Source organism: Pseudomonas sp. Sample_21 (assembly GCF_004307525.1).
Classification (GTDB): Bacteria; Pseudomonadota; Gammaproteobacteria; order Pseudomonadales; family Pseudomonadaceae; genus Aquipseudomonas; species Aquipseudomonas atacamensis.
In genome coordinates this window covers 16,254-33,300 of sequence record NZ_RCNZ01000144.1, presented here as the reverse complement: position 1 = coordinate 33,300, position 17,047 = coordinate 16,254, and the positions used below count along the sequence as shown (strand labels likewise).

Below are 17,047 nucleotides of genomic sequence, written 5' to 3'. Positions count from 1 at the left end.
AGCGAGCGCGGTGGCCCCAGTGTAACCAGAGCCCGGGCGTCGGCTCCATGAAATATCACCATCAGAACGGTGGCGATTGCTTGAGCAACTCTGCCGCCGGCGAGTCGGTCGGGCTGACCACCGCATAGTTGTAGCCCGGCCCTGACCAGTAATCGGCCTGCAGATCGCCATCGCTGCGCGAGCCACGCGGCAGCAGGGTGTTTTTCGGCCCCGGTGGACGCAGGTAGAAACTGACCTTGTGACCGCTGCCATCCTCATACATCACCATCGCCGCCGCGCCTTCATCGGTGCTGAGCAAGCGCCCGCTGACCGGCTCGAATCCGGCAGCTTTCAAGTCCGGCAAGCGCCCGGCACCGCTGAAGTAGCGGTCGAGCCAACGCTGCATGTCGCCGTCGCTGTCGACCTTGTAATCGGCGGGCAGTACGCCTTGCTGGGCGATCAGGCGATAGGCTTGCAACGCGTCAGTCATCGGCAATTGCGCAGGGCGCGCCAGGGTCATTTCCCGCGCCTGCCAGCCACTGAAACCGCCGATGCTGACGGCAATGAGCAACACCGCCGCGCTGGCCAGGTGGCGACGGGACTGCTGGCGGCGGCGCTGGCGAATCATCATCGGGTCGAGCGCCGGATTGGCCGGTTGCTGCAAGGCGCCACTCAGCGCTGCGCGCAACTGCTGGGCGTCGCGTTGCCAGGCGCGCACCTGAGCCGCTTCTTCAGGGTGGCTGGCGAGCCAGGTCTCGAGTACGCGCCGATCGGCGTCGCTGAGCTGGTGGTCGACGTAGGCGTGCAAATCACGTTCGCTGGGAGGCAGGCTGATCATTTGAGTATCCGTAAGGAAGGGCTGCTGATTTCGCCGTCGCTGAGTTGGCGCAAGGCCTGGCGGGCGCGGGACAGGCGCGACATCACGGTGCCGATCGGGGCGCCGAGGATCTCGGCGACCTCTTTATAGGACAGACCTTCCACCGAGACCATCAGCAGCAAAGCGCGCTGTTCGGTGGGCAGGCGTTCGAAGGCTTGCAGGGTCGACTGGGCAATCACCGTACGTTCCACCGACGGCTCGGCATCGTCGCGACCGGTGAAAAATTCCAGCATTCGCGCATAGCGCCGCGAGCGACGGTGCGCATCGAGAAATTGCCGATAGAGAATTGCGAATAGCCAGGCGCGCAAGTCGCCTTCGGCGCGTTTCTCGCCCCAGGCCGACAGCGCCCGCTCGAGGCTGGCCTGGACCAGATCGTCAGCGCTGCTGCTGTTGCGCGTCAACGACACGGCGAAGCGGCGCAATCTGGGAATGATTTCTCTCAACTGTTCGTCGAATTCGCTCATGAATTTCTGCTGGTCGCTACGCTGTGGACTAGGAAGACGCCCGTCAGCGCAGGTTATTCCCCGTGCGCAAAAATAAATACCGCGCCGTGGAATAAACCCGGACGGGGTGCGTCTTGCTGACTCTTTCCACTTGTGGCCGATGGCCTGGAGATATTCATGGTTGATCGCTCGTCCCCCAACGCTGCACCGCCCGGCAGGCCGCCGCGCCAGCCACTGAGCGCCGCGAGCCTGATTTTTCGCCTGGGCGGCATTGCCGTGATTGTCGCCGCCGTGGCCGGGGCGTTTGCCTACGTGCATGGCAACCTTGACCCACAACGATTGACGCCAAAAGCGTTGGTCGATGTGCTGGAAAAGAACAACGGCGTGCATCCCGGCTTTCGTCGCAATCATGCCAAGGGTGTTTGCGTGATCGGCCATTTCGAAAGCAGCGGCGAGGCGCGCGCGTTCTCTACAGCACAAGTGTTCAACCTGCCGCAGACACCGGTGGTGGGGCGTTTTGCCTTGCCGGCCGGCAATCCCTATGCGCCGGACAGCGCCGTACCGATCCGCAGTCTGGCGCTGCGCTTCACCCAGGCGAACGGTCAGCAATGGCGCACCGGCATGAACAGCATGCCGGTGTTTCCGGTGGGCACGCCTGAAGCGTTTTACCAATTGCAGCAGGCGCAGTCGCCGGATCCAGCCACCGGCAAGCCAGACCCGACGAAGGTGCCGGCATTTTTTGCCGCACATCCGGAAGCCGTGCCGTTTCTGACGTGGGTGAAGACCGCCAAGCCTTCGGCCAGCTACGCCACCGAAACCTATAACAGCATCAATGCGTTCTATCTGGTCGATGGCAACGGTAAAAAACAGGCCGTGCGCTGGAGCATGACCCCGTTGGCGCAGGACGCGGCAGATGCCACGGCCCCTGAAGGCGCGGACTTTCTCGAGAAGGACCTGGTGCAACGCCTGGCCGCCGCACCCTTGCGCTTCCAGTTGAACATCACCCTGGCCAACGCCGACGACCCGGTCAACGATGCCAGCAAGACCTGGCCCGCAAATCGCAAAGTGCTGAACGCCGGGACTTTGGTGCTGGAGAAAACCCAGCCGCAGCTCAGCGGTGAATGCCGCGACATCAACTACGACCCGCTGGTGCTGCCGGCCGGGATTCAAGGCTCGGAAGATCCACTGCTGGCCGCGCGTTCTGCCGGCTACGCCGATTCCTACCTGCGTCGCACCAGCGAAGTCAGCCAGTTGCCCGCCGCCAAACAGGAGGTTCGTCCATGAGCAAGCAACCGACGCATTTCGTTTTGCTGGCGCGCCTGCTGCACTGGCTGATGGCGCTGATGATCATCGCCATGCTGTTTATCGGTGCGGGCATGGTCACTTCGGTGTCGTCTCGCCATGAATGGCTGATTCATTTGCACAAGCCGCTGGGCATCGCGATTCTGGCGCTGGTGATCGTGCGCCTGCTGGTGCGCTTCACCACCCGCCAACCGCCACTGCCGGATGATCTGCCGGGCTGGCAGGTGCTGGCAGCCAAGGCTTCCCACGTCTTGTTGTATGCGTTGATGCTGGTGTTGCCGCTGCTCGGCTGGGCGATGATCAGTGCCTCGGGCGAGCCGGTGATGCTCACGGCGTCGCTGCATCTGCCGTCGATTGTGCCGGCTGACGCGCAACTGTTTGCGGTGCTGCGCAAGTCCCATGGCTATCTGGCGTATCTGCTGTTTCTGACGGTGCTGCTGCACCTGGCGGCGGCGCTGTTCCATGGCTGGGTACGCCGTGACGAAGTGCTCGACAGCATGTTGCGCGGGCGTGATCGCGGCTGACCCTGTAACGCAAAAGATCGCAGGTCGGCTGCGATCTTTTGTCGTTACAGAGGAGGGGATCAGCGCAGGGTGTCGACCATGTCGGCGAGGGTGGTCAGCACATCCTTGCCCAATTGCTTCGAACGTTTGCCCGACCAGCCGGTGATCTTGTCCGGGTGGTCGTCGTGGTCCTTGAACGGCATCTCCAGGGTCAGCGACAGGCAGTCGAATTTCTGCCCGACGCTGTTGCAGGCCAGGGTCATGTTGGCCTGTCCCGGTTCGTCGCGGGTGTAGCCGTAGGTGGTCTGGAAGTCTTTGGTGGTGTGCTTCAGATGGCTGCGGAAATGCTCTTCAAGCTTTTCGATGCGCGGTGTAAAGCCAGGATTACCTTCACAGCCGGCGGTAAAGACGTGGGGGATTTCCTCGTCGCCGTGCACGTCGATAAACGCATCGACGCCATATTTTTCCATCTGCTGCTGGACGAAAAGCACTTCCGGACTGATGTCCTGGCTGGCGTTCTGCCAGGCCCGGTTCAAGTCCTGACCCATGGCATTGGTGCGCAGGTGGCCGTGGAAGGCGCCGTCCGGGTTCATGTTCGGCACCAGATACAGATCGGCGCTGGCCAGCAGTTTGTTCAATACCGGATCGTCCTGGCGCTCCAGACGCTCAATCACACCTTCCATGAACCATTCAGCCATGTGCTCGCCCGGATGCTGCTGGGCAATGATCCAGATCTTGCGCTGGCCTTCGGCACCGGTGCCTTTGCGCAGCAGCTGAATGTCCCGGCCCTCGACACTTTTGCCGGTCGCCAGCAATTCGGTGCCAGCCTTGCTCAGCGCCTGTTCGATCAACCAGTCGTGGCGGCCGCGGCTGTAGGGCTCGAAGTAGGCGAACCAGGCGTGGGTCTGTTCGGCTTCGAGGCAGAAGCGCAGGCTGTCGCCTTCGAAGCTGGTGGGGATGCGGAACCAGTTGACGTGGTCGTAGGAAGCAACTGCCTGATAGCCGGTCCAGGCCTTGTTATAGGAGGACTGGCTGGCATTGACCAGACGAAACCAGTGTTCCTGATGCACATGCAGGCCGCTGGCCTTGAAGTGGAACCACTGAAAATGAGCGCTGCGGGTGTCCGGGCGGATGGCCAGAACCGGATTGAGCGGGTTGCTGATGTCGATGACTTGGATATTGCCGCTGTCGAAATTGGCGCTGATGTCGAACGAAGATTTGGCCACGGTCATAATCGCTTCCAGAGCAGGATTTTTATGACCGGTACTTTACACGCAGGCAGGGCTGAAACCGAGGGGAATTGCGGGTGTAGCGGGGGGGGCGTCTTCCGTGACGCGCCAGCAGCTTAGAGGCTATGCGATTGATTCTCAAGTGCTGATTGCCATTAGTTTTGCCCAATGTGGCCGGGCTCGGCTTGCCAATCAATATTCTTTTGATATTATCCGCGCCATCGAATTTGCAGCACCTAAAGACTTCATTAGCCTGAAGACACAAGCCCGAAAAACGGGCAAAAAAAGACCCGGCAAAAAGCCGGGTCAAAAACCGTGATTAGCCTGATGAGGAGATAGTCCAGAAGACCGACCTAAGGTCTCTGGTCCATCGACTGATCTCGCGACCAGCTGCTTGCAATAATAATCATTATCATTTGCAAGTCAAATGTTTTTATCTGCGCGATGGGAAAATTCTTTCCTGCCCGCCCGTACCTTGTCCGCCGTGACTTCGTCGTTGTCGATCGAATGGTCGACCATCGCCCGCGCCATATCCACCATGTGTACCACCGAAAAGGCCAGATCGCGATTGGTGCCTTGCAGGTTTTCTGCGGCCTTGAACGCGGTGGCGGCTGCACATCGCAACAGATCCGAGGCATGCACCAGCGCTTCTTCGCCGCTGAGATGGCCTTTGACATTGAAAAAACGTTCGTCCGTCTCGGGTTCTGAAACAGCCGGTTTCAAGTAGTAGTCCAGCGCGCGCTGTGCGGCGGCATTGCCTTGAGGGGAGGTGAAGCTGGTGTCGATTTGCAGATCGGGCAGGTCTTTGCTGCTGATGTTCATCATGAAACGTCACTCCATGTTCGATTGAAAGTCCGTTCCTCTAGGATAGTACCGCCTGTATTTGTGACTAGGATTTAAATACTACAATATGTGTTTTGCCGGTCGAAGACGTCCGCGTAAGGTGCGGCACATGGATAAATGGATTGAGTTGGTCAAGGCCAAGATGAGTGAACTCAAAGTCACTCAAACAGAGCTCGGAGAGCGCGTCGGCATGTCCCAGGGCGGGATCGGTCATTGGCTGAACAAGCGTCGCGAACCCGGTGTTACCGAAATGAACCGCGTGCTCAAGGCGCTGGGAATGGACTTCCTGGAAGTCGTTCTGGTGATTCGCGAGCCGCAGCCGACGCCGGAAGACGAAATGCCGCTGGCGCAGAAGTACAACCCGTACTTCCGTTATCCGGTCTGCGATTGGCGTGCACCGTGCGAAGTGCGTGACACTGCGGCGAGCTATCCCGGAGCATCAGCGAAGCAGCGCTTCGAACTGACGGATTACCACGCTCGTGGCGGTGCGGCGTTCTGGCTGACGGTGACGGGGGATTCGATGACCGCGCCGAGCGGCCAGAGCATTGCCGAGGGCATGCTGATTCTGGTTGACCCAGAGTTGGAGGCAGTGCCTGGCAAACTGGTGATCGCCCAGTGGCCGGACAGCGAAGAAGCGATTTTCCGCAAACTCGACGAGCAGGCCGGCCAGCGTTACCTGGTGCCGCTCAACCCGACTTGGCCGAAAACCCTGCTCACCGATGAATGCCGGATTATCGGCGTGGTGGTTCAGGCAACGGCGCGTTACTGAGCGGATCGATCCTCGCTCAAGGCGAGGGTCGATCCTTTTATTTCATCCCTCTTCCAGTTCAACCAAAGCGCTGCCTTCACTGACCATATCGCCTTCCTGGCAATACAGCGCTTTGATCACACCGGCGTGCGGCGCGCGGATGCTGTGTTCCATCTTCATGGCTTCCAGCACCACCAGTTGCGCCCCGGCCTCAACCGACTGTCCCGTTTCGACCAGCACGCGCACGATGCTGCCGTTCATTGGCGCGGTCAGACCGCCCTGATGGCTGTGGCTGGCTTCAACGGCACTGATCGGATCGAACGCTTCGATGCGCCGCAACTCGCCGTCCCATTCCAGATACAACGCGCCGCCCTGACGAATCGCCCGCAATGTGCGGCGCACGCCGTCATGCTCGACGGTCAGCGCCTCGCCCAGCAGTTTTGCAGGGGCCGCAGTTCTCAAGGTCAACGCGCGATCCTGTCCCTCGCAGCTCAAATGCAAGGTGATTTCCGCCGGCAAGCCTGCGCGCAAACCACTGTTGCAAGACCAGGGGGAAGCGGGATCATCCGCCCGCGCACGCTTCGGCAAACTCTGCGCAAATGCCTGCGCCGCCGCTTGCCAGAACTCATCGCTCAACATGCCCGGCGCTGGCAGCAATTGCTCCTGATAGCGCGGAATGAACCCGGTATCCAGCTCTGCCGCCGCAAACGCTGGATGCGCGATGATCCGGCGCAGGAAATTGATGTTGGTCTTCAGCCCGCCGATCGCAAACTCGTCGAGCATGCTCAACAAACGCAAGCGCGCCTGTTCGCGATCTTCACCCCAGGCAATCAGTTTGCCGAGCATCGGATCGTAGAACGGCGAAATCTCGTCACCTTCCTCAACGCCGCTGTCTACCCGCCGCCCCGGTCCCTGTGCCGATTCGCGGTACAAATCCAGACGCCCGGTGGCCGGCAGGAAATCATTCGCCGGATCTTCGGCATACAAACGCACTTCGATCGCGTGACCATTGAGCGGTACCTGCGCCTGGGTGATCGGCAGCACTTCCCCACGGGCGACGCGAATCTGCCAGGCGACCAGATCCAGTCCGGTGATTGCTTCGGTTACCGGGTGCTCGACTTGCAGCCGCGTATTCATCTCCATAAAGAAAAACTCGCCGCGCGCATCCAGCAAAAACTCCACGGTGCCGGCGCCGACATAACCGATCGCCTGCGCCGAACGCACAGCCGCTTCGCCCATTGCCCGGCGCAACTCGGGCGTCAGACCCGGCGCCGGGGCTTCTTCTACGACTTTCTGGTGCCGACGCTGGATCGAGCAGTCGCGCTCGTTGAGGTACAGGCAGTTGCCGTGCTGATCGGCGAACACCTGAATCTCCACATGACGCGGCTTGAGCAAATACTTTTCCACCAGCATCCGCGAATCGCCAAACGACGATTGCGCTTCGCGCTGCGCCGAGGCGAGGGCTTCAGCGAGTTGGCTGACATCCTCGACCACTTTCATGCCTTTGCCGCCACCCCCCGCAGTGGCCTTGAGCAGCACCGGATAACCGATGCGTTCGCAGGCTTCGCGGAAGGTGTCGAGGTCCTGCGCTTCGCCGTGATAGCCCGGCACCAGTGGCACGCCGGCCTTTTCCATCAGCGCCTTAGCGGCGGATTTGCTGCCCATCGCATCGATGGCCGAGGCGGGCGGGCCGAGGAAGATCAGCCCGGCGCCTTCGATGGCGCGGGCGAATCCGGCGTTTTCCGATAGAAAGCCGTAGCCGGGATGAATCGCCTGGGCACCGCTGGCCTTGGCGGCGGCGATCAATTTATCGATTTGCAGATAACTCTCGGCAGCCTTGCTGCCGCCCAGATCCACACGGATATCGGCTTCACGGCTGTGCCGCGCATCGCGGTCGGTGGCGCTGTGCACGGCGACGGTGGTCAGGCCCAGAGCCTTGGCGGTGCGCATCACGCGGCAGGCGATTTCGCCGCGGTTGGCCACCAGCAGGGTGGTAATCACAGGTGCGCTCATCAACGCGACTCCTTGGTTGATGCGGCTTGCCAGTTCGGTGGGCGTTTTTGCAGGAAGGCACGCAAGCCTTCCTGGCCTTCAGGGCTGACGCGAATCCGCGCGATGGCATTTTCGGTGTAGCGGCGCAGGGCCGGGGTCAGCGCGCCGTTGCCGACTTCACGCAGCAAGTCCTTGCTGGCGCGCATCGCGGCCGGGCTGTTGAGCAACAGGTTGTCGATCCACTGTTCGACCTGTTGCTCCAGTTCCGCCGCAGGATAGCTTTCGGCGAGCAAGCCGATCTCCCGCGCCCGCTGCCCGCTGAAGCGCTCGGCGGTCAGCGCATAACGCCGCGCGGCCCGCTCGCCGATCGCCTGCACCACGAACGGGCTGATCACGGCCGGTGCCAGGCCGATGCGCACTTCCGACAGGCAGAACTGCGCGTCATCGGCGCCGATCGCCATGTCACAGCAACTGATCAAGCCCAGCGCGCCACCAAACGCCGCGCCCTGAACCACAGCCAGCGTGGGGATTTTCAGCTTGGCGAGGTTGTACATCAGCTCGGCCAGCTCGCGGGCGTCGTCGAGGTTGGTGTGATAATCAAGTTCCGCTGATTGCTGCATCCACGCCAGGTCAGCGCCGGCACTGAAGTGCTTGCCGCGCCCGCGCAGCAGCAGGAAACGCAGGCTCGAATCGCTGGCGACCTTGTCGAGGGCGAGGATCAGTTCGCGGATCATCTCGGCGTTGAACGCGTTGTTTTTCTCGGCGCGGTTGAGCCACAGCGTCGCGAAACCGCGTGGATCGTTTTGCAGTTCGAGGGTATTGAAGTCGCTCATATTCATCCGTCTCCACGGTTCTTGTGGGAGCGAGCCTGCTCGCGAAAGCGGGGTATCAGTCGATCTATCCGCTGCCTGACAGAGCGCATTCGCGAGCAGGCTCGCTCCCACAAAAAAACATCACATCCGGAACACGCCGAAGCGGCTCGGTTCGATTGGCGCGTTCAGCGACGCGGACAAGGCCAGGGCCAGTACGTCGCGGGTCTGCGCCGGATCGATGACGCCGTCGTCCCACAGCCGCGCGCTGGAGTAGTAGGGGTGACCCTGTTCTTCGTACTGGTCGAGAATCGGCTGCTTGATCTCGGTCTCCTGCTCGGCGCTGAACGCCTGACCGCTGCGTTCCGCCTGTTCGCGCTTGACCTGCACCAGTACACCGGCTGCCTGTTCGGCGCCCATCACGCCGATCCGCGCGTTCGGCCACATCCACAAGAAACGCGGATCGTAAGCGCGCCCGCACATGCCGTAGTTGCCGGCACCGAAGCTGCCGCCGATGATCACGGTGAATTTCGGCACTTTGGCGCAGGCCACCGCGGTCACCAGTTTCGCGCCGTGCTTGGCGATGCCGCCGGCCTCGTATTTCTGGCCGACCATGAAACCGGTAATGTTCTGCAGAAACAGCAGCGGGATGCCGCGCTGGCAGGCCAGTTCGATGAAGTGCGCGCCTTTCTGCGCGGCTTCGGCGAAGAGGATGCCGTTGTTTGCCAGAATCGCGATCGGGTAGCCGTGCAAGTGCGCGAAACCGCAGACCAGCGTGGTGCCGAACAGCGCTTTGAATTCATCGAACACCGAACCGTCGACCAGCCGCGCGATCACTTCGCGCACATCGAATGGCTGCTTGGCGTCAGCCGGAACCACGCCGTACAACTCGTCGCTGGGGTACAGCGGCGCAATCGGCGTGCGCTGCTGCACCTCGCCGAGCTTGCGCCAGTTGAGGTTGGCGACGCTGCGGCGGGCGAGGGCGAGGGCGTGTTCATCGTTCTCGGCGTAATGGTCGGCCACACCAGAAGTCTTGCAATGCACATCGGCGCCGCCCAGATCTTCGGCGCTGACCACTTCACCGGTCGCGGCTTTCACCAGCGGCGGGCCGGCGAGGAAAATCGTCGCCTGGTTGCGCACCATGATCGCTTCGTCCGCCATCGCCGGCACATACGCGCCGCCAGCGGTGCACGAGCCCATGACCACAGCGATCTGCGGGATGCCCATGGCGCTCATGTTGGCCTGATTGAAAAAGATCCGCCCGAAGTGCTCGCGATCCGGAAACACTTCGTCCTGACGCGGCAGGTTGGCACCACCGGAATCCACCAGATAAATGCACGGCAGGCGATTCTGCTGGGCGATGGTCTGCGCGCGCAGGTGTTTTTTCACGGTGAGCGGGTAATACGAGCCACCTTTCACCGTCGCATCGTTGGCGACGATCATGCATTCAACGCCTTCAACGCGACCGATGCCGGCGATCACCCCGGCAGCCGGCACGTCTTCGCCGTAAACCGCATGGGCGGCAAGTTGGCTGATTTCGAGAAACGGCGAGCCGGGGTCGAGCAAGCGATTGATGCGCTCGCGCGGCAGCAATTTGCCCCGCGAGGTGTGGCGTTCCTGAGCTTTGACACCGCCGCCCTGCGCGACTTGAGCGAGCAGGGTGTGCAGCGCGTCAACCTGTTTGAGCATCGCCGCACTGTTGGCGGCGAACTCCCCTGAACGCGGGTTGAGCTGAGTGTGCAGAATCATGGGGCTTACTCCGTAAGCAGCTTCTAGCTACAAGCGGCAAGCTGCAAGTTGGGGCAAGAGCGTGGATCTCTTGCAGCTTGTAGCTTGCGCCTTGCAGCTGACGAAATTCATTTCGTCTCGTTGAACAGTTCGCGGCCGATCAGCATGCGGCGGATCTCGCTGGTGCCGGCGCCGATTTCGTAGAGCTTGGCGTCGCGCAGCAGGCGGCCGGCGGGGAATTCGTTGATGTAGCCGTTGCCGCCGAGAATCTGGATCGCGTCGAGGGCCATTTGCGTGGCGCGTTCGGCGGTGTAGAGGATCACTCCGGCCGCGTCCTTGCGCGTGGTTTCGCCGCGCTCGCAGGCCTGGGCCACCGCGTACAGATAAGCGCGGCTGGCGTTGAGCTGGGTGTACATGTCGGCGACTTTGCCCTGGATCAGTTGGAATTCGCCGATGCTCTGGCCGAACTGCTTGCGGTCGTGGATGTACGGCACGATCAGGTCCATGCACGACTGCATGATCCCGGTCGGGCCGCCGGAGAGCACCACGCGCTCGTAATCGAGGCCGCTCATCAGCACTTTCACGCCACCGTTGAGCACGCCGAGAATGTTCTCCTCGGGTACTTCGACGTCATCGAAAAACAGCTCGCAGGTGTTGGAGCCGCGCATGCCGAGCTTGTCGAACTTGTTGCTGCGGCTGAAGCCTTTCCAGTCACGCTCGACGATGAACGCGGTGATGCCGTGGGGGCCTTTTTCCAGGTCGGTCTTGGCGTAGATCACGTAGGTATTGGCGTCCGGACCGTTGGTGATCCAGGTTTTGCTGCCGTTGAGGACGAAGCGGTCGCCGCGTTTGTCGGCGCGCAGCTTCATCGAGACCACATCGGAACCGGCGTTGGGCTCGCTCATCGCCAGGGCGCCGACGTGCTCGCCGCTGATCAGCTTCGGCAGGTATTTGCTTTTCTGTTCGTGGTTGCCGTTGCGGTTGATCTGGTTGACGCAAAGGTTGGAGTGCGCGCCATAGGACAACGCCACCGACGCCGAGCCACGGCTGATCTCTTCCATCGCCACTACGTGCGCCAGATAACCCAGACCCGCGCCGCCGTACTCTTCCGGCACGGTGATGCCGAGCAGGCCCATGTCACCGAATTTGCGCCACATGTCGGCGGGGAACAGGTTGTCGTGGTCGATCTGCGCAGCACGCGGGGCGATCTGATCGGCGACGAAGGACTGCACCTGATCGCGCAGCATGTCGATGGTTTCACCGAGGGCGAAATTCAGGGATGGATAGCTCATGTGGCACCTTTTGGCTTTTTTATCGGGTGGAGCGCACGACGAATCGGCGTTCAGCTTTACGTTAACGTAAAGCTTCCACAGTTGGACTGTCAATCGGCTTTACGTAAGCGTCAACTTGGGCGAGAGTAAGGGCAGTTCAGGATCAGATATCGGTTTGTTTCTGGTGGGAGCGAGCCTGCTCGCGAAAGCGCTGTATCAGTCGCCCTAAAGGGTGAATGACGCAGCGTATTCGCGAGCAGGCTCGCTCCCACAGGGATTCAAAACCGGGAAAACCCACTAATAAAGACAATAGGGGTCGTCATGGATCAACCCAGTGCAAACCCGCAGCGCAGCTACAGCCGTGGCTCTCAGGACCACGCCCTGCTGGCGATGACCATTGGTCAGCGCTTCGATCAGACTGTCGCGCAACACCCGGACGGCGAGGCGTTGGTGGTGCGCCATCAACGGCTGCGGTATTCGTGGCGGCAACTGGCCGACGCGGTGGATGAGCAGGCCAGGGCCTTGCTCGCACTGGGCTTGCAGACCGGCGATCGCCTCGGCATCTGGGCGCCGAATTGCGCGCAGTGGTGCATTACCCAGTTCGCCACGGCGAAGATCGGCGTGATCCTGGTCAATATCAATCCCGCCTATCGCAGCTCCGAACTCGAGTACGTGCTCAAGCAATCCGGCTGTCAGTGGCTGGTCTGCGCCGGAGCATTCAAAACCTCGAATTACCACGCGATGCTCCAGAGCTTGGCGCCAGAATTGGCCGAGCACGCCATCGGTCAGCTGCGCAGCGAACGCCTGCCGGAGCTGCGCGGCGTGATCAGCCTCGATGCCAATCCGCCGCCCGGTTTTCTGCCGTGGTCGCAGCTCAGCGATCTGGCCGCCAGCGTCTTGTCCGAACAGCTGCGCGAACGCAGCGCCAGTCTGCATTTCGATCAACCGGTGAACATCCAGTACACCTCCGGCACCACCGGTTTCCCCAAGGGCGCGACCCTCAGTCACTACAACATTCTCAACAACGGCTACATGGTCGGCGAAAGCCTCGGCCTGACGGCTGCCGATCGTCTGGTGATTCCGGTGCCGCTGTATCACTGCTTCGGCATGGTCATGGGCAACCTCGGTTGCGTCACCCATGGCAGCACGATGATTTACCCCAATGACGCGTTCGATCCGGCGCTGACCCTGCAAGCGGTGGCCGAAGAAAAAGCCACGGCGCTGTACGGTGTGCCGACCATGTTTATCGCCATGCTCGATCAGCCGCAGCGGCAGACCTTCGACCTGTCGAGCCTGCGCACCGGGATCATGGCCGGCGCCACCTGTCCGATTGAGGTCATGCGCCGGGTGATCAACGAAATGCACATGAGCGAAGTGCAGATCGCCTACGGCATGACCGAAACCAGCCCGGTGTCGCTGCAGACCGGGCCTGCGGATGAGCTGGAATTGCGCGTCACCACGGTCGGGCGCACCCAGCCGCAACTGGAAAGCAAGATCATCGACACCGCCGGCAACCTCGTGCCGCGCGGCACCATTGGCGAATTGTGCACGCGCGGTTACAGCGTGATGCTCGGTTACTGGAACAACCCGCAGGCCACCGCCGAAGCCATCGATGAGGCCGGCTGGATGCACACCGGCGACCTGGCGAGCATGAACGAGGAGGGTTACGTCAACATCGCCGGGCGTAACAAGGACATGATCATTCGTGGCGGCGAGAACGTTTACCCCCGTGAGCTGGAGGAGTTCTTCTTCACCCATCCGGCGGTGGCCGACGTGCAGGTGATCGGCATTCCGTGCACGCGCTACGGTGAGGAAATCGTCGCCTGGATCAAATTTCACCCCGGCCACAGCGCCTCGGAGCTGGAGCTGCAAACCTGGTGCAAGGAACGCATCGCCCATTTCAAGACACCGCGTTACTTCAAATTCGTCGACGCGTTTCCGATGACGGTGACGGGCAAGATCCAGAAATTCAGGATGCGCGAGATCAGTATCGAGGAGCTGAAAACAATCGAGGGATAATCACAAAACTTCTGTGGGAGCGAGCCTGCTCGCGAATGCGGTGTGTCATTCAGCGCAAATGTGTCTGGCACACCGTTTTCGCGAGCAGGCTCGCTCCCACAGGGGTGCAGTGATAGAGAGACGAATCGCAGAAAGCACAAAGGGGAGCCGAAGCTCCCCTTTAATTTGTCGTTGCGTGCTCTTTTTATTATTGAGGGTCGGTCTGTTGTTGTTTTTGGCAACCGTGGCCCTGTACAGCTTTTTGGCGACCCCCATCCGGGGTCAAGAGCAAACGTATTTTTTTGAGCGCTGATCTGCTTTCTCGTTTAACGATCCAACCGATTCGGGAGCTACCTGAAGGTAGTTTTATTGTTCTCTGCCCGGTTGCGGGTCACTCCTGAGAGCACCCTGAAAAGCACACCTTCTCCAAAAAAATCTGTTAGCTGCGTCTCTGCCGTGTTGTTCTTGTTATGTCAGAGTCGTTTCGTCTTGTTTTTATTGGTTTGCGGCTTTTTATTCTTGTTATGCGATAGAGATAGCAGGTGTCGTGCCAACTTTTAAAAGCCTTTATAAATCAACGGCTTAACTTTTTCAGGCTTTTTCGACTCCAGGCAAAGCCAGACAATTTGTTTCCGTGTTACTCGCTTTTGCCCACATCGCTGACGCAGCGGTAACACCTCACTGCGCGCTGCGCGCCTTGGCCACCCGCGAACCGCTCGGACGGCCGAGCACTGCGCTGATCTGCTGGCCCGCGGCAATCAAGGCGTCCAGGTCGATACCGGTCTCGATGCCCAGGCCATCGAGCAGGTACACCACGTCCTCGGTGGCAACGTTACCGCTCGCGCCTTTGGCGTACGGGCAGCCGCCGAGGCCGGCGATAGAGCTGTCGAACACCGCAATGCCTTCGAGCAGGCTGGCGTAGATGTTGGCCATGGCCTGGCCATAGGTGTCGTGGAAATGCCCGGCGAGTCTGTCCCGTGGCACCTGCGCCGAGACCACCTCGAACAGGCGCCGGGTCGCGCCCGCCGTGCCGGTGCCGATGGTGTCGCCCAGCGACACTTCATAGCAGCCCATCGCGTACAGCTCACGGGCGACCATCGCCACTTGCTCCGGCGCAACCGTGCCTTCATACGGGCAGCCCAGCACACAGGAAACGTAACCGCGCACGGTAACGCCGTGTTGTTTGGCGGCCTCCATGATCGGCGCAAACCGCGCCAGGCTTTCGCTGATCGAGCAATTGATGTTGCGCTGCGAGAACGCCTCGGAGGCGGCGGCGAACACCGCGACTTCCTTGACCCCGGCGGCGAGCGCGTCTTCAAAGCCGCGCAGGTTCGGCGCCAGTGCGCCGTAGGTCACGCCAGGTTTGCGCTGGATCTGCGCGAACACTTCGGCGGATCCGGCCATCTGCGGCACCCATTTCGGCGAAACGAAACTGCCGACTTCGATGTAGCCAAGCCCGGCGGCGCTCAGCGCATCGACCAGTTGCACCTTGTCGGCGACGCTGATCGGTTGGGCTTCGTTCTGCAGGCCATCGCGCGGGCCGACTTCGATCAGGCGTACTTGGGAGGGGAGGGACATGGGTGGGACCAGCCTGTTTTTTGAGTTCACGAAGAACCCTGTGGGAGCGAGCCTGCTCGCGAAAGCGGTGGATCAGTCACCGTTAATGTTGGATGACAGAATGCATTCGCGAGCAGGCTCGCTCCCACAGGGGCACCAATATTTGCTAGATCGCCTGCTGGCTCTTGAGCGTCTGCTCCAGCGCCTGCACACAGCGCTCTTCGGCTGTGTCCAGCTCGAGCTTCATCTGTTCGATATCCAGCAGCTGCTGTTCGAGCTGTTCGCGGCGTTCGCTGATTTTCGCCAGCATGCTGTTGAGCTGTTTGGTGTTACCGCCGGACGGGTCGTAGAGTTCGATCAGCTCGCGGCATTCGGCCAGGGAAAAACCGATGCGCTTGCCGCGCAGGATCAGCTTCAGAGTGACCTTGTCGCGCGGCGAATAGATCCGTTCCTGGCCACGACGCTCGGGGCTGAGCAGGCCTTGCTCTTCATAAAAGCGGATCGCCCGGGTGGTGATATCCAGCTCGCGGGCGAGGTCGGAAATGCTGTAGGTCTGACTGCTCATGAAAGCGCTCGGAAAATGGGCATGGCGCTAAGCTAATCGGTGGTTTACGTTTACGTCAAGCGGGATGGTTTTGGGGTGTCTGTACAGGCCTCTTCGCGAGCAGGCTCGCTCCCACATTCGACCGCGTTCCTTCAGATGAAATGCAATTCATTGTGGGAGCGAGCCTGCTCGCGAAGAACGATAACGCGGTAAAAAAGCCCTACACCTTCTCCAGCTTCTTCTCCTGCGCCGTCACCTGCTGGCACAACTCGATCATCTGCTCGCGCATCCAGCGGTTGGCCGGGTCCTGGTCGGTGCTTTCGTGCCAGTACAAATGCGTTTCCACCGAGGGCACATCATTCACCGGCAAATTGAACGACTGCAAATCATGGCGGCGGGCGAAGCGTTCCGGCACGGTCATGACCATGTCGGTCTGCTGCATCACTTGCGAAGCCATCAAATAGTGCTGCGAGCGCAGGGCGATCTTGCGCTGGATGCCCATTTTGCCCAGCGCCAGATCGACATAACCCAGACCGCTGCGGCGGCTGGAAATATGGATGTGGGTCAGCGACAGGTAGTCGTCGAGGCTGAGTTTTTCCTTGCCCGCCATTGGGTGGCCCTTGCGCATGGCGCAGACGTAACGGTCGTCCATCAGCTTGACGTGGCGCACCTGCGGGTCGGTATTGAGCGGCGCATCCACGGCGAAATCCAGACGCCCGGCCGCGAGTTCCTTGGTGGTTTCCCGGCGCTTGGACAGAAAGCTTTCGATGATCACCGTTGGCGCGAGGCGGCGCAGGCGCTGGAACAGTGGCGGCAGAATGATTGCTTCCGTCAGGTCGGTCATGCTGATGCGGTAGGTCTTGACCGCCTGCGCCGGGTTGAAGATGCGACTTTCCTGCACCGACACGCGCAGCAGCGACAGGGCGTTGCGCACCGGGCCGATGATGTTCTGCGCCATCGGCGTGGGCACCATGCCCTGAGCGGTACGCACGAAGAGCGGGTCGTTGAAAGTTTCGCGCAACCGCGCCAGCGCGTTGGACACCGCCGGCTGGGTGATCCCGACAATCTGCCCCGCGCGGGTCAGGTTGGCTTCGGTGTAGATCGCGTCGAAGACGATGAAAAGGTTCAGGTCGACCTTGCTCAGATTCATAACGCGGCTTCTCTTGTTATTAAGTGCAAGTGTTTTGGGGCTGACGATCAGCGGATCATATATTGGTGATGAAT

Annotated in this window: 16 protein-coding genes; 5 read left to right on the top strand and 11 right to left on the bottom strand. The window is 60.9% G+C overall.

Annotation, left to right across the window (positions count from 1 at the left end):
• Nucleotides 1-61: 61 nt before the first annotated feature.
• Nucleotides 62-817 carry an anti-sigma factor gene (locus D8U71_RS28085; protein ID WP_110600761.1) on the bottom strand — a complete coding sequence of 252 codons (756 nt, stop codon included), beginning with the start codon at nucleotides 815-817 and terminating at the stop codon, nucleotides 62-64.
• A complete protein-coding gene (locus tag D8U71_RS28080) occupies nucleotides 814-1,320 on the bottom strand; it encodes a sigma-70 family RNA polymerase sigma factor (RefSeq protein WP_016775320.1) in 507 nt (168 codons plus the stop codon). The genes D8U71_RS28085 and D8U71_RS28080 overlap by 4 nt, the downstream gene beginning before the upstream one ends.
• A gap of 156 nt (nucleotides 1,321-1,476) precedes the next feature.
• Between D8U71_RS28080 and D8U71_RS28075 the strand changes: the two genes are divergently transcribed.
• Nucleotides 1,477-2,583, top strand: coding sequence for a catalase family peroxidase (locus D8U71_RS28075; RefSeq protein ID WP_130889193.1), 1,107 nt, complete (start codon nucleotides 1,477-1,479; stop codon nucleotides 2,581-2,583).
• Nucleotides 2,580-3,125, top strand: coding sequence for a cytochrome b (locus tag D8U71_RS28070; RefSeq protein ID WP_024013443.1), 546 nt, complete (start codon nucleotides 2,580-2,582; stop codon nucleotides 3,123-3,125). The genes D8U71_RS28075 and D8U71_RS28070 overlap by 4 nt, the downstream gene beginning before the upstream one ends.
• 59 nt (nucleotides 3,126-3,184) lie before the next feature.
• Here the strand turns inward: D8U71_RS28070 and D8U71_RS28065 are convergent, their stop codons facing one another.
• Entirely contained in the window at nucleotides 3,185-4,336 is a 1,152-nt protein-coding gene (locus tag D8U71_RS28065; RefSeq protein WP_122698442.1) for a M14-type cytosolic carboxypeptidase, read from the bottom strand.
• A gap of 97 nt (nucleotides 4,337-4,433) precedes the next feature.
• On the opposite strand from D8U71_RS28065, the gene D8U71_RS28060 reads away from it, so the two are divergent.
• On the top strand, nucleotides 4,434-4,652 hold the full coding sequence (locus D8U71_RS28060; RefSeq protein WP_125927390.1) for a hypothetical protein: 219 nt from the start codon (nucleotides 4,434-4,436) through the stop codon (nucleotides 4,650-4,652).
• Nucleotides 4,653-4,756: 104 nt separating this feature from the next.
• Here the strand turns inward: D8U71_RS28060 and D8U71_RS28055 are convergent, their stop codons facing one another.
• Nucleotides 4,757-5,155 carry a DUF3077 domain-containing protein gene (locus D8U71_RS28055; RefSeq protein WP_125927407.1) on the bottom strand — a complete coding sequence of 133 codons (399 nt, stop codon included), beginning with the start codon at nucleotides 5,153-5,155 and terminating at the stop codon, nucleotides 4,757-4,759.
• Nucleotides 5,156-5,285: 130 nt separating this feature from the next.
• Between D8U71_RS28055 and D8U71_RS28050 the strand changes: the two genes are divergently transcribed.
• Entirely contained in the window at nucleotides 5,286-5,945 is a 660-nt protein-coding gene (locus tag D8U71_RS28050; protein WP_038861876.1) for a S24 family peptidase, read from the top strand.
• A 42-nt stretch (nucleotides 5,946-5,987) separates the two neighbouring features.
• On the opposite strand, the gene D8U71_RS28045 is transcribed toward D8U71_RS28050, so the two are convergent.
• From D8U71_RS28045 to D8U71_RS28030, 4 genes are all read right to left on the bottom strand, one after another.
• Nucleotides 5,988-7,937, bottom strand: a complete 1,950-nt coding sequence (locus D8U71_RS28045) for an acetyl/propionyl/methylcrotonyl-CoA carboxylase subunit alpha (protein ID WP_130889192.1) — start codon at nucleotides 7,935-7,937, stop codon at nucleotides 5,988-5,990.
• Nucleotides 7,937-8,749, bottom strand: coding sequence for a gamma-carboxygeranoyl-CoA hydratase (locus D8U71_RS28040; RefSeq protein WP_130889191.1), 813 nt, complete (start codon nucleotides 8,747-8,749; stop codon nucleotides 7,937-7,939). The genes D8U71_RS28045 and D8U71_RS28040 overlap by 1 nt, the downstream gene beginning before the upstream one ends.
• A gap of 120 nt (nucleotides 8,750-8,869) precedes the next feature.
• Complete coding sequence (locus D8U71_RS28035; RefSeq protein ID WP_130889190.1) at nucleotides 8,870-10,474, bottom strand: carboxyl transferase domain-containing protein; 1,605 nt, start codon at nucleotides 10,472-10,474, stop codon at nucleotides 8,870-8,872.
• Between the two features lie 107 nt (nucleotides 10,475-10,581).
• Complete coding sequence (locus D8U71_RS28030; RefSeq protein WP_016775311.1) at nucleotides 10,582-11,745, bottom strand: isovaleryl-CoA dehydrogenase; 1,164 nt, start codon at nucleotides 11,743-11,745, stop codon at nucleotides 10,582-10,584.
• Nucleotides 11,746-12,045: 300 nt separating this feature from the next.
• On the opposite strand from D8U71_RS28030, the gene D8U71_RS28025 reads away from it, so the two are divergent.
• A complete protein-coding gene (locus D8U71_RS28025) occupies nucleotides 12,046-13,743 on the top strand; it encodes an AMP-binding protein (protein ID WP_130889189.1) in 1,698 nt (565 codons plus the stop codon).
• A 657-nt stretch (nucleotides 13,744-14,400) separates the two neighbouring features.
• Here D8U71_RS28025 and D8U71_RS28020 read toward each other — a convergent pair.
• The 3 genes from D8U71_RS28020 to D8U71_RS28010 form a co-directional block, all read right to left on the bottom strand.
• A complete protein-coding gene (locus tag D8U71_RS28020; RefSeq protein WP_122691939.1) occupies nucleotides 14,401-15,300 on the bottom strand; it encodes a hydroxymethylglutaryl-CoA lyase in 900 nt (299 codons plus the stop codon).
• A gap of 145 nt (nucleotides 15,301-15,445) precedes the next feature.
• A complete protein-coding gene (locus tag D8U71_RS28015) occupies nucleotides 15,446-15,844 on the bottom strand; it encodes a MerR family DNA-binding transcriptional regulator (protein ID WP_016775309.1) in 399 nt (132 codons plus the stop codon).
• Between the two features lie 199 nt (nucleotides 15,845-16,043).
• Entirely contained in the window at nucleotides 16,044-16,973 is a 930-nt protein-coding gene (locus D8U71_RS28010; protein WP_016775308.1) for a LysR family transcriptional regulator, read from the bottom strand.
• Between the last annotated feature and the right edge of the window lie 74 nt (nucleotides 16,974-17,047).